This window comes from Anaerotruncus sp. 1XD42-93 (assembly GCF_009917605.1).
Lineage (GTDB): Bacteria > Bacillota > Clostridia > Oscillospirales > Ruminococcaceae > Anaerotruncus.
This window is the reverse complement of record NZ_QZEG01000027.1, coordinates 24,660-37,187: the sequence shown is the minus strand read 5'-3', so window position 1 is coordinate 37,187 and position 12,528 is coordinate 24,660. Positions and strand designations below refer to the sequence as shown.

14 protein-coding genes are annotated in these 12,528 nt (G+C 57.1%); 2 read left to right on the top strand and 12 right to left on the bottom strand.

Annotated features, from left to right (window positions below):
- Window positions 1-395, top strand: a 395-nt coding sequence (locus tag D5269_RS10790) for a GNAT family N-acetyltransferase (protein WP_147407967.1), incomplete at its 5' end; no start/stop codon positions are given.
- Between the two features lie 128 nt (window positions 396-523).
- Here D5269_RS10790 and D5269_RS10785 read toward each other — a convergent pair.
- Both D5269_RS10785 and eda read right to left on the bottom strand, forming a co-directional pair.
- A complete protein-coding gene (locus tag D5269_RS10785) occupies window positions 524-1,546 on the bottom strand; it encodes a sugar kinase (RefSeq protein WP_120485383.1) in 1,023 nt (340 codons plus the stop codon).
- Window positions 1,547-1,591: 45 nt separating this feature from the next.
- Window positions 1,592-2,560 carry a bifunctional 4-hydroxy-2-oxoglutarate aldolase/2-dehydro-3-deoxy-phosphogluconate aldolase gene (gene eda / locus D5269_RS10780; RefSeq protein ID WP_031219532.1) on the bottom strand — a complete coding sequence of 323 codons (969 nt, stop codon included), beginning with the start codon at window positions 2,558-2,560 and terminating at the stop codon, window positions 1,592-1,594.
- 231 nt (window positions 2,561-2,791) lie between these two features.
- Here eda and D5269_RS10775 point away from each other — a divergent pair, with 231 nt between their 5' ends.
- The gene (locus tag D5269_RS10775) at window positions 2,792-3,562 is read left to right on the top strand and encodes an IclR family transcriptional regulator (RefSeq protein WP_016317736.1); all 771 of its coding nucleotides are present in this window, start codon (window positions 2,792-2,794) and stop codon (window positions 3,560-3,562) included.
- 336 nt (window positions 3,563-3,898) lie between these two features.
- Here D5269_RS10775 and D5269_RS10770 read toward each other — a convergent pair whose 3' ends face one another.
- From D5269_RS10770 to D5269_RS10725, 10 genes are all read right to left on the bottom strand, one after another.
- Window positions 3,899-4,240 carry a helix-turn-helix transcriptional regulator gene (locus D5269_RS10770; RefSeq protein WP_016317735.1) on the bottom strand — a complete coding sequence of 114 codons (342 nt, stop codon included), beginning with the start codon at window positions 4,238-4,240 and terminating at the stop codon, window positions 3,899-3,901.
- Window positions 4,241-4,632: 392 nt separating this feature from the next.
- Complete coding sequence (locus D5269_RS10765; protein WP_016317733.1) at window positions 4,633-5,406, bottom strand: M23 family metallopeptidase; 774 nt, start codon at window positions 5,404-5,406, stop codon at window positions 4,633-4,635.
- A gap of 134 nt (window positions 5,407-5,540) precedes the next feature.
- On the bottom strand, window positions 5,541-5,966 hold the full coding sequence (locus D5269_RS10760) for a sulfite exporter TauE/SafE family protein (RefSeq protein ID WP_016317732.1): 426 nt from the start codon (window positions 5,964-5,966) through the stop codon (window positions 5,541-5,543).
- A complete protein-coding gene (locus D5269_RS10755) occupies window positions 5,963-6,313 on the bottom strand; it encodes a sulfite exporter TauE/SafE family protein (protein ID WP_016317731.1) in 351 nt (116 codons plus the stop codon). The genes D5269_RS10760 and D5269_RS10755 overlap by 4 nt, the downstream gene beginning before the upstream one ends.
- A 277-nt stretch (window positions 6,314-6,590) precedes the next feature.
- Window positions 6,591-7,220, bottom strand: a complete 630-nt coding sequence (upp, locus tag D5269_RS10750) for a uracil phosphoribosyltransferase (protein WP_022788299.1) — start codon at window positions 7,218-7,220, stop codon at window positions 6,591-6,593.
- A 43-nt stretch (window positions 7,221-7,263) separates the two neighbouring features.
- Window positions 7,264-7,701: a ribose 5-phosphate isomerase B gene (gene rpiB / locus D5269_RS10745; RefSeq protein ID WP_016317729.1), complete on the bottom strand. Its 438-nt coding sequence runs from the start codon at window positions 7,699-7,701 to the stop codon at window positions 7,264-7,266.
- Window positions 7,702-7,713: 12 nt separating this feature from the next.
- Complete coding sequence (gene tsaB / locus D5269_RS10740) at window positions 7,714-8,418, bottom strand: tRNA (adenosine(37)-N6)-threonylcarbamoyltransferase complex dimerization subunit type 1 TsaB (protein ID WP_120485379.1); 705 nt, start codon at window positions 8,416-8,418, stop codon at window positions 7,714-7,716.
- Complete coding sequence (gene tsaE / locus D5269_RS10735; RefSeq protein ID WP_243126789.1) at window positions 8,415-8,840, bottom strand: tRNA (adenosine(37)-N6)-threonylcarbamoyltransferase complex ATPase subunit type 1 TsaE; 426 nt, start codon at window positions 8,838-8,840, stop codon at window positions 8,415-8,417. Before tsaE ends, tsaB begins: the two co-directional genes overlap by 4 nt.
- A 10-nt stretch (window positions 8,841-8,850) precedes the next feature.
- Complete coding sequence (locus D5269_RS10730) at window positions 8,851-10,518, bottom strand: formate--tetrahydrofolate ligase (RefSeq protein WP_120485375.1); 1,668 nt, start codon at window positions 10,516-10,518, stop codon at window positions 8,851-8,853.
- A gap of 756 nt (window positions 10,519-11,274) precedes the next feature.
- Window positions 11,275-12,429, bottom strand: coding sequence for an FtsW/RodA/SpoVE family cell cycle protein (locus D5269_RS10725; protein ID WP_016317725.1), 1,155 nt, complete (start codon window positions 12,427-12,429; stop codon window positions 11,275-11,277).
- Window positions 12,430-12,528 lie beyond the last annotated feature (99 nt).

Below are 12,528 nucleotides of genomic sequence, written 5' to 3'. Positions count from 1 at the left end.
GTTACCCCCCGCCGAAAAACTACAAAATTTCTTCGGCGTTTTCTTACAATTTCAAATTGGCGTTGACAGCGGTCATCCTCAAGGAAACAGGGGAACTGATCGGGCAGTGCGGGCTTACGATGCAGCCATGGAAAAACCAGGAGGTGCTTGAGATCGGCTATCTATTCCAGCGGGCCTATTGGCACCAAGGCTATGCCACAGAGGCCGCCGAGGCGTGCAAGGAATATGCCTTTGAGGTGCTGCACGCGGATGAGGTCTGCTCAATCATCCGCGATACCAACACCGCTTCGCAAAGGGTCGCCATTCGCAATGGAATGGCGGTAGCGGACTCCTGGGTCAAACGGTATCGCGGCATAGATATGCCCCATGACCGCTATGTCGTGACCCGCGGTTAACCGCACCCTGCCCATCCGGCTTTTGGTTTGTGATACAAGTTTTGGCCGGACAAACTGAAATCCGCCGGGCGCTTGGCCGCCCGACGGATTCAAAGTGATTAAAGTGGGAACATGGTAAACGGAACCGGTTATCTCTGGACACGGCCGGAACCATCGCCGCCAGCCAGCTTTTTGACCTCGTCCACCGAGACCTGGTTGAGGTCTCCCTCGATGGTATGCTTGAGGCAGCTCGCTGCAACCGCAAATTCAATCGTATCCTGTGCGCTGCAGCCGTTCATGCAGGCATAGATCAGGCCCGCGCCAAAGCTGTCGCCGCCGCCTACGCGGTCGACAATGTGAATCAGATAATTCTTGGAGAAGAAGTATTCGCCGTCAGTATAGAGCATAGCAGCCCAGTTGTTGTCATTGGCCGAGATCGAACCGCGCAGGGTGATCGCAACCTTCTTGAAGCCGAACCGGTCGGCCAGCTTTCTGGCAACATCCTTATAGCCCTCGTGGTTGACCTTCCCGGTAGTGACGTCGGTGTTGTCCGCCTTGATGCCAAACACATCCGAGGCGTCCTCCTCGTTGGCGATGCAGACGTCGACATACTCCATCAGGCCCGCCATCACCTGTCCGGCCTTCTCCCGGGTCCAGAGGTTCTTGCGGTAGTTAAGGTCGCAGGAAACGGTAATCCCCTTCGATTTAGCAGCCTTGCAGGCTTCCAGACAGATCTGCGCAACGTTGTCGCCCAGCGCCGGGGTGATGCCGGTGAAGTGGAACCACTCGACCCCCTCAAAGATTTTATTCCAGTCGAAATCAGCGGATTCCGCCTTCGCGATCGCAGAGCCTGCGCGGTCATAGATGACCTTAGACGGACGCTGGGAAGCGCCCTTCTCGAGGAAATAGATGCCTACCCGGTCGCCGCCGCGGGTAATCATCGAGGTATCCACGCCATAGCGGCGCAGCTCATTGATAGCCGCCTGCCCAATCTCGTGCTTGGGCAGCTTGGTGACAAACGCCGCGTCCATGCCATAGTTGGAGAGCGAAACCGCGACGTTCGCCTCCCCACCGCCGTAGGTTGCGCCGAGGGTCGAAGCCTGTACGAATCTATAGTAGCCTTCGGGAGCAAGACGAAGCATGATCTCTCCGAATGTGACAATTTTGCCCATAACGTTCTGTCTCCTTTTGATTTTGAAATTTTAAAACCGGAAGGTTTATTTTTTCTTCTGTACCAGATGGATTGCAAATCCTGCGATCTCGTCCTTGAGGTAGATCGCCGCAGTTTTGCCCTTGGCATCCTTCTTGGCGGTATCGGGATTGAATGCGAAGCCCTGGCGTTCCAGGTAGGCAACCGCGCGGTCAACCGAATTGGCCGCAATCGCGATATGGCCGTTTTTGCCGAGGTACGGCGTTTTCATAACCTCGACATACTTATCCGCAAAGATCGAGCTGTTGCCCGGCTTGACCGCGAACCCAAACAGCGCTTCAAACATCTTCGCAGCCTTGAGCGCTTCCTCCTCGTTCTCCGCATTGATGCCGATATGCGCCAGCTCAAAGCCGAGCATATTGCGCACCGCTTCCTGGCAGAGCGCGGTAATCTCGTCAAACCGGCCTTCGTCGATCAGGTCCGCCTTGACCATCCAGGAGCCGCCGCAGCAAAGGATCTTGTCAAACGCCAGATAGCTGTTGAGGTTGGAGGCATTGACGCCGCCGGTCGGCATAAACTTCATATTGACATAAGGGGCGGCAATCGCCTTGATATAGTTGATGCCGCCCGCCTGCTCCGCAGGGAAGAATTTGACCACATCGAGCCCGAGCTGGATCGCCTGTTCCACATCGGAAGGATTGGCGCATCCGGGCGTGACCGGGATTCCCTTTTCGACACAATAGGCCACGACCTTGGGATTCAGGCCCGGGCTGACAATGAATTTTGCGCCCGCGTCGATCGCGCGGTCAACCTGCTCGGTGGTCAGGACAGTGCCCGCACCGACCAGCACATCCGGGACCTCTTTCGCAATCCGGCGGATCGCCTCTTCGCCCTGTGCGGTACGGAAGGTCACTTCGGCGCAGGGAAGTCCGCCTTGCTTCAATGCCTTGGCCAGCGGGACCGCCTTGTCCACATCGTCAATTTTGATTACGGGTACAATGCCAATCTTGGAGAGCTGTTCCAGAACTGCATTCATCTGCTTCACCTCATACTTGTTCATTTTGGTTCCGTTTCTTTGTTTCATAATGCAAAACCATGTTCCGTATTACGGTCTATACTCCTATTATAGCCTTTTTTTCACAGTTTGCAAGAGATTTTATGAAAACAGTAAAAAATTTTTCCACAAAAATGCTTGCTTTTTTTGCCTTTCATGTGTAGAATAAAACCATATTTCGTATTATGAAACTCTTGAAAGGAACTGCCTTTTATGGAAAATCAACCTGCTGTACAATCACTCGAGCGTGCATTCAGACTGATCGAACTGCTTTCGCATAATCCGGATGGGATGCCGCTTATGGAGCTGTCCTGCACATCCGGCCTGCACAAAAGCACCGTTCACCGCTTGCTTGCTTCGCTGTCGCAGCTCGGCTATGTGAAAAAGGACGAGTCGAGCGGCCGTTACCGGCTGACCCTCAAGCTGTTCGAATTGTCCGGCCGGGTGGTGGACAGCATCGACGTGCTGGGGCTTGCCAAAGCGCCGCTTGAGCAGCTCCGCAACGCCACCCAGGAGGCGGTGCATCTGGTGATCCGGGAGGGGATCGAGATTGTGTATATCCACAAGGTCGAGAGCCGCAGCGGGTCGATCCGGATGTTTTCCCGGCTGGGGATGCGCCGTCCACTCTACTGCACCGCGGTGGGAAAGAGCATCCTTGCCACCATGCCGGATGATGAAGTCACGCAGATTTGGAACCGCAGCGACATCCACGCCTATACTGAACACACGATCACCGATCTGAGCCGGTTATTCCGGGAGCTGGACCAGATTCGGCAGTGCGGATACGCATTTGACAACGAAGAGAATGAGCTGGGGGTCCGGTGCATCGGCGCCGCAGTCCGAGACTATACCGGACGTGGAAAAGCCGCCATTTCGGTTTCCGCTCCGCTCGCACGCATGACTGATGAACGGGTGCGGCTGCTTGTGCCGCAGCTGCTCGCTGCCGCGCAGCAGATCTCGACCGACCTCGGCTTCTCCCGCTAACCCCCTTTGGGCAAATAGTTCCCCGGGCTTTGCCGCCGGTTTCAGCGCCGATGGCCTGTCCCGCCGTTTCGGCGGAACACTGGGGCGTGCCTGAATTCCATCGTGAGAACTGTTGGGTCGCCGTGTCCTGCCTGAGACAAAGAGAGCCTCTTGGCAGGTGAAAAAGACCCCTTACGGAACCCTCCGTTCTATCTTTCCCCGTTTCCTCCCTTTCAAACCCTGCGAACTTGGAATCCGTCCCTATCGTCGTTTGGGCAGGTCTTTTCCAGCCTACAGAAGAAACCGCCTTTGGAAAAGACAAGACCCGGGCACACCAACGTGTGCCCGGGTCCTTTTTTACGGTTCGCCGCGCCGCCGTTCCGCGACAAGCAGGTCGATAAAACCGTCTACCAACCGCCGCTCCTGCGGGGTACATCCCTCCAGTTTGCGCAGGATGTCCTGGGTCAGATAGGCGCGGCTCCTGGTTTCGGTGCCCAGCAGGAGCGCATCGGGCGTCACATCGAGCGCATTGCACAGCTTGACCACCGTTTCCAGGCTGGGGATCGAACGGCAGGTCTCAATATGCGAGATGAAATTGTTGGTGACATCCGCACGCTCCGCAAGCTTTTCCTGTGTAAGGCCGCGTTTTTTCCGGATCGCGGCGATCCGTCTGCCGAAAACAGCGTAATCTATCTGCACAAAAGATTCCTCCCAATCTAAGCATAATGCAAAAAAAGAGGGATATTCCAGTGACTAAAACTAAAATCGTACTTGTATTTATAATTATTGTGCATTATAATAAGATCGTACTTTTCATCATAGTTGGGAGGCAATGGGATGCGGAAGCTGTTGGTTGCACTGCTGGGCTGTGCAATATTAGCGGCTGCGGAGAGGGTGCCGGCAGAACAACCCCGCCAATCAAAAGAGGCGCCTGTCTGCTGCGTGGTTATGCGCAGGGCCGAGGGAACCGTCTGTTCCCGCCTTGTAAGAATTCCGGATGGCCGGTTGCGCTTCGAAAGATTCCAAATAGAATAATAGAGCGATCTTACAACTATTTGTTATAAGATCGCTCTGTGATTTTTGAAACCCTGTCATCCAGAGACCTTTCCCATCGTTTTCAGGGGGTCGACCCACTGGTTGGTAGAGCGCATCGCGAAATGCAGATGCGGGTCGAGGGCAATTTCTGCCGGAATCTCTCCAACAGTACCGATGACCTGCCCGACCTTCACCGCGTCCCCTTCCTTGACGGAAACTTCTTTCGCCAGTCCGCAATAGACCGAGGTGATGTCGTTTTCATGGAGCACCTCAATGGTCATCCCCATCAGAGGGTCGTCGTGCACTGTGGTCACCTTCCCGTCGCAGACCGATTTTACCTCGGTCCCCTTTGCCGCCTTGATGTCGATGCCGTCATGGGTGCGCCACTCCTTGAGGGTGATATTTTTCACCAGCTCACCATTGCTGTACGGCGCGAAAATTTCGCCGGAGATCGGCAAGATGAAAGAGGAAGGCTGCGGCGTTGGCTGTGCGGCGACCGGCTCGGATTGCTTTTTTGGTGCGGAAGAAGCCGCGGACGAGGACGAACGCGCAGTAGAGGAGGAAGACGAGGCGGACGGTTTGTTCACGCCGCTCTGCGCTTTTCCGGCTTCCTCCAAATCGGGGAAACCGTAGGTCGGCTCCGGCTGGCTGGAAGCGGACTGCTGTTCGATAATCCGGTTGTTGTTGTCGTCGATCCGGTCGATCGTCCGGTCGACAGCCACCCACGCCGCCGTACCCGCGCCCATCACGCAGATGGCCAGCGCGACATAGAAACCTTTGCCCGCCATGAATTTGCTGAATTTGCTTTTGGGATTATAAGAGTCGTTCATTGTATGGTTACACCTCCGGTATTATTTTGAACGTCTGCAAAAGGATTATCCTCGAAGCGTTTGAAAAACAAGCTTGATTTTTTGGGATTCTGCTTCGGATGCTACCGTCAGGCCGCTTTCTGCGGGATTCCTTTCTAAGATGAGTTTGACCCTGTCCGGGGGGTGTTATACCTGCTGTGGGAATTTTCCTCTTTCCTTTTTTTAGAGAATCCGAACGAAAGCTCCCGCAGCCCGATGACCAATAACAGAAGGGCAAACGCCTTGGAAAGCAGGCCGGTCCCGAGCAGCCTGCCGCACCAGACCCCCAGCAGCACGCCGGGCAGGCCGGTCAGTACACAGAGTCCGGCAGCTTTCCAGTCGATCAGATGGTTTCGCGCGTGCAGCAGGATCGAAAGCAGCGCAATCGGCAGGAAAAACAGCAGGTTGATCCCCTGTGCGGTGAGCTGGTCGCAGCCGCCGTATACCCGCAGATAGAGCAGAAGCACCGCACCCGCACCCATGCCGAGCGCGCCGAGCAGCCCGCTGGCGAGGGATACGGCCGCAATCCAAAGCCAGCTCATTGCAGGAGCAGACGCGCAGCGGAATAAAGTACCAGCGCGCCGAAGATGCGGTGAAGCCAGACGGTTTTGACCCTCGGGAGCAGCCAACCGCCAACCGCTGCCCCGACAAGCCCCAGCGGGATATAGGGGAGCGCCTGTGCAAGCCGGATGCTCCCCATCGAGAGGTAGAGCAGGCTGCTTGCGATCGAAAGCGGCAGGATCACCGCGATGGAGGTTGCATGGGAACGCTCCGGGGGAAGTCCGTCCCGCTGGAGCATCGGCACGACAACCATGCCGCCGCCTGCACCAAAAAGCCCGTTTAAAAAGCCTGCGGCACTGCCGGTCAGGAGAAATCGTATCTGTTTCATCTGGACACCTCTTTTTCAAACAGCCTTTGCATATAAAAAATGCAGAGTGAAACTAGTGTTTCACTCTGCATCTGGAAATATTCTGTTTTTCGAAATCTGCCGGGGCAGAAAAACGGGCAAATTCCGGCAACATGCAAAGGTGGCTTTTCTTTTACCACCCTTTGAACAGCAACCCACCCGAATTAACTGCCGCCGCACTGCGAGCCACAGCGAGCGCCAAAGGCGGATGAAGCATTGGAACAGACGCATTCAGGCATCCGGAGGTCAGGCCCAACCTTTATTTGGTTCCGAAGATGCGGTCGCCCGCATCGCCCAGCCCCGGAACAATATATTTGTTCTCGTTCAGGCGGTCGTCAAGCGCGCCGCAATAGATCTGCACATCCGGATGTTTCCCGGCCAGCGCTTCGATCCCCTCGGGCGCGGCGATGATGCACATAAACTTGATATTGGAGCAGCCTCGCTTTTTCAGCTGGTCGATCGCATCAACCGCGGACCCGCCGGTCGCGAGCATCGGGTCGAGGACGATGACATCCCGCTCCTCGATGTCCGCGGGCAGCTTGCAGTAATACTCCACCGGCAGATGGGTTTCGTGGTCGCGGTACATCCCGATATGCCCGACCTTGGCCGCCGGAACCAGCTTGAGCAGGCCGTCAACCATCCCCAGCCCTGCCCGCAGAATCGGGATAAACGCGACCTTGCGTCCCGAAATCACGTTCGCTTTCGCGATGCAGATAGGGGTCTCGATCTCGATCTGTTTGACCGGCATGTCGCGGGTCGCCTCATAGCACATCAGCATGGCGACCTCGTTAATCAGCTCGCGGAATTCCTTCGAGCCGGTGTTCTTGTCCCGCAGGAGGGTGACCTTGTGTTGGATCAGCGGATGATCCATAATAAACGGTTTCAACATCATCATTACCCCTTACAGCTTGATTTCATATGGTTTCGAGCGTTCAACGGTTTTCAAGCGCGGCAACTTTGTCGATCCGGCGCTGGTGGCGGCCGCCCTCAAACGCGGTATGTAAAAAGACGTCGACCAGCTCGATTGCCAGCCCGGCGCCTACCACCCGTCCGCCAAGGCAGAGGGCGTTCGCGTCGTTGTGCATACGGGTGTATTTCGCGCTGAAATAGTCGGAGCAGCAGGCCGCCCGAATCCCCTTGATCTTGTTCGCCGCCATCGAAATCCCGATACCGGTGCCGCAGAAGAGGAGCGCTTTCTCGCAGGCCCCGGATACAACCGCGTCACAAGCGGCTGCGGCCATGTCCGGATAATCGCAGGACGCGCCGTCGAGCGTACCGAAATCGTGATAAGGGATCTTCTGTTCCTCCAGCCATTGTTTGACCTGTTCTTTCAGCGCAAAGCCGCCATGATCCGCTGCCAGTGCGATCATAAGATTCCACCCCTAAACTGATTGTTGTTTTGCGAGCAGTTCCCGCTCCGCCTGCGGCAGACGCAGGTAGGCCGGGGCGAGCTGTTCGGCGGAAACGGTGTATCCCAGCCTGGCCGCACGCTGTGCCGCGAGCGCAAGCGCGCCCGCATGGGTATAACGCAGGGTTGGCGGGGCGAGCCGCAGGAGAGGCAACCGTTCGTTAAGCATATTATAACACATTTCCGCCCCATCTCCAACCAGAAATACGGCTTTTTTCTCATTTTTCAGACGTTGTTCGAGCTGGGCAATCGGGATCGCCTGATCCGGCTCAAGCCGGTCCAGGGTTTCCCCCTCCCAGCGGAAGAGCGCCGTATAAACCTGGGCGCAGCGCGCATCCAGTACCGGGGCGACCAGCATCTCCTGTCCCCAAAACTGGAAAGCGAGCGCCTCCAGGGTAGAAACACCGACACATGGTTTTCCCAGCGCATGCGCCATCCCCTTGACCGCCGAAAGCCCGATCCGCAGCCCGGTAAACGAACCGGGGCCGGTCGTGACCGCAAACAGGTCGACCTCCGAAAGCGCGGTATGGGTCTGGTCGAGCAGGTTCTGCACCATCGGCAGGATGGTCTGTGAATGGGTCAGTTTCACATTGGTGAAAAACTCCCCCAACAGCCGGCTGCCCTCCAACAGGGCGCAGCCTGCCGACTGGGACGAAGTATCCATCGCCAGAATTCTCAAATCTCTTCCCCCTCAATCGTCAGCTCGCGGGTATTGTCGTCCAGCCGCGCAAAGGACAGCCGGATTGCGCCCGGCGGCAGGGCGGATTCGATCTGCTCGCTCCACTCGATCAGCAGGACCCCTTCCTGTTCCAGATAGTCGAAGAAACCGGTCGAATAGAGGGAATCGAAATCCGAAACACGATACATATCGAAATGATAGAGCGGAATATTCCCATCTGTATATTCCTGCACCAGCGCAAAGGTGGGGCTGGACACCTCGTCCGACAGCCCCAATCCACGCGCCAGCCCATGCGCAAACACCGTTTTTCCCATCCCCATCCCGCCGAAGCAGGCGATCACATCGCCAGGCCGGAGCCTTTTGGCAAACCGCTCCGCAAACTGTTCTGTTTCCTCCGCCGAATGGCTGGTAAACCGGATCACAGCGGCCCCCTCAGAACAGGCCGGAGATCTGTCCGGCGGCATCCACGTCGATCTGGTGGGCGGCGGGCGCTTTCGGCAGACCGGGCATGGTCATGATGTCGCCGGTGAGCGCAACGATGAACCCAGCGCCTGCACTCAGCCGCAGATCCTTGACGGTGATCGTAAAACCGGCCGGGCGTCCGAGCCGGGAAGGATCGTCCGAGAGGGAATACTGGGTCTTAGCCATGCAGACCGGCAGCCCCGCCTTGCCGAGCGCTTCGATCTCGGCGAGCCGTTTTTCCGCCGCGGCGGTGTAGTTGACCCCATCCGCACCATAAATTTCGGTTGCAATTTCCGCGATCTTCTCCTTGACCGGCAGATCAATATCATAGAGGAGCCGGAACTGGGAGGGCTGTTCGCAGGCTTCAACGACCGCCTTTGCCAGCTCCACGCCGCCTTCGCCGCCCTTGGCAAACACTTCCGACAGCGCAAACCGGCAGCCGGTCTGGGCGCAGAAATCGGAAAGCAGCTTTACTTCTTCGTCCGAGTCGGTCAGGAACCGGTTGATCGCCACCACGACCGGCACCCCATATTTCTGCATATTTTCCACATGCTTGGCGAGGTTGGGCAGGCCGCGTTTGAGCGCTTCAACGTTCGGTTCCCCGGTCTGGGCCTTGGGAACCCCGCCGTTATACTTGAGCGCACGCATCGTGGCGACCAGCACGACCGCAGAGGGGGCAAGTCCCGCATACCGGCATTTGATGTCGAAGAACTTCTCCGCGCCCAGATCGGAGCCGAACCCCGCTTCGGTGATCGTATAGTCAGCGAGCTTGAGCGCGAGCCTGGTTGCACGCACCGAGTTGCATCCATGCGCAATATTGGCAAACGGCCCGCCATGCATCAGGGCGGGGGTATTCTCGAGCGTCTGGACCAGATTGGGCTTGAGCGCGTCCTTGAGCAGGGCGGTCATTGCACCGCTTGCGTGCAGGTCACGCGCATAGACCGGTTGATTACCATAGGTATAAGCAACCAGAATTTCTCCCAAACGTTTTTTCAAATCCTCGAGGTCGGAAGCAAGGCAGAGGATCGCCATCACTTCGGATGCAACGGTAATCAGGAAGCCATCCTCGCGCGGCACCCCATTGACCTTGCCGCCCAGCCCGACAATCACATTGCGCAGGGCGCGGTCGTTCATGTCGAGGCAGCGTTTGAAAAGGATGCGGCGCGGGTCGATCCCAAGCTCGTTGCCCTGCTGGAGATGGTTGTCGATCAGCGCGCAGAGCAGGTTGTTCGCGGCGGTGATCGCGTGCATATCGCCGGTGAAATGCAGGTTGATGTCCTCCATCGGCACCACCTGCGCATAGCCACCGCCTGCCGCCCCGCCCTTGATCCCGAATACCGGGCCGAGCGAAGGCTCCCGCAGCGCGATAATCGCCTTTTTTCCGATCTTCTCCATCGCCTGGCCAAGCCCCACCGTGGTGGTGGTCTTGCCTTCGCCCGCGGGTGTGGGGTTGATCGCGGTCACCAGCACGAGCTTGCCGTCCGGACGTCCGGAAAGCCGGCTGAAAATTTCCTCCGATAATTTTGCTTTGTACCGTCCGTAAGGCTCCAGTTCCTCCGGCTGTACGCCCAGCCGGTTTGCAATCTCGCTGATTGGAAGCATCTCAGCCGACTGCGCAATTTCAATATCCGATTTCATGGGAAAAACCTCCTTCTATTTCAGCATCTAAAGTTTTGCTCGATTTTTTCTTCGGGCGATGGGCAGTGAGGCAACGGAAGTTTGGGTTCCGGCCCAAACTTCCGGGGCGCAAGCGCCCTTCTTCGGGGGTCTTCTCGGGCTTTCAGCCCGAAGCGCGCTTCGCGCGACGCCCCCTCAGTTTGCCTTACGGGCGAGGGGTCGGTGACCCCTCCCCGTAGGCCCCACCCCGACAAGCTGGGTTGATTTCTTCTTTTTTACAATTTAAAGTTTTACTCGATTTTTTTCAAAAAATCGCGGGGTCGAGGGGCAGTGAGGCAACGGAAGTTTGGGTTCCAGACCAAACTTCCGGGGCGCAAGCGCCCTTCTTCGGGGGTCTTCTCGGGCTTTCAGCCCGAAGCGCGCTTCGCGCGACGCCCCCTCAGTTTGCCTTACGGGCGAGGGGTCGGTGACCCCTCCCCGTAGGCCCCACCCCGACAAGCTGGGTTGATTTCTTCTTTTTTACAATTTAAAGTTTTACTCGATTTTTTTCAAAAAATCGCGGGGTCGAGGGGCAGAGCCCCCGACGCGCTCCGCACTGCGAGCCGCAGCGAAGCGTTTCGAGCGCAACCCGCCGAAGGCGGGCTCTTAGCGCGAGATGAGCGCGGAACACTTTATCCTGTGAAGCGCTTTTTTCGGGTGAATTGCCGCGAAGCGGCAAGAGGGGGCTTTCTGCAAGTGAAAAAGCACCCTTGCATAGATAAAATACGGAACAGGTTCTTACTCGCTGAACAGATTTTTTGGGGCCTCCATATAGACCGAAAGCACCAGCCCCAGCCCCAGATAGCTCGCCAGCACCGAGGAACCGCCCGCCGAAAGGAACGGCAGGGTAATCCCGATGACCGGAAGCACCGAAAGACACATCCCGATGTTGATGACCGACTGAGCGGCAATCATCGAAAACACGCCCACACAGATCAGCCGGCCCTGCAAATCCTCGGCACACTGGGCGTCCGACAGGATTTTCACCACCAGTGAGATCAGCACAAGGACCACCGCCAGCGCACCGACAAAGCCGAGCGATTCCCCAATAAAGGAAAAAATAAAATCGTTCTGCGCTTCGGGGACATAGTGGTGGTTTTCCGAGAAGATGCCCTTCCCCCAAATCTGCCCCGAGCCGATCGCCAGCTTGGCGCGGTACTGTTGATAATAAGTGCCCTGCGTATCCGCGGCGGTGGGGCTGAACAGGATCAGAAACCGCTGTTTCTGGAAATCATTGAGCACAAAAAACCAGATCAGCGGGATTCCGATGACCGATCCGCCGACTGCGGCCAGCACATAAAACCAGTGGATCCCCGCTGCAAACAGCATCCCGATGAAGATGAACGCAAACACAAGCGCCGTCCCATCATCGCCCTGCATGTGGATCAGCAGGATAGGAGCCGCCCCGTGGACGCAGAGCGCCAGAATGGTTTTGGGGTCGTCCATCACGTCGCTGACCACATGCAGATGGTAGGCGAGGGTCAGGATGAACGACAGCTTGAGGAATTCCGCCGGCTGGATGGTCATGCTGGTGAACGGTATCCTGATCCAGGACTTGTCCCCCTGCCGGTCCGCCGCCCCAATGCCGATCAGGAAGGTGAGCAGCACAAACGCATAAGCAACCGGGGCGTGGAGCTTCCAGAGCCGGGTGAGCGCATGGTAATCAAACTTTGAGAGGATCAGCGCACAGAGCACTCCCACCGCAGTTGCACCGAACTGCACCCCGACGATCCGCATGGTTTGCAGGCCGTAGTCATAGGGCGCCCAGACGCCGGAATGGACAATCCCGGAGAGCAGGAGCATACTGAACCCTGAAAGCCCCAAACAAAGCAGCCAAAGCCAGCCATCGGTCTGGCGGATATATCCGTAGAGGATGCGAAACAGTTTTTTCATCTTATAATTCCCTTACCGGCTGCCCAGATACCTGACAGCTGAATTTCTGAATTTTGACTGCGGCGCAGGCAGCCCGCAAACCGACCGGTTCGTCAGACC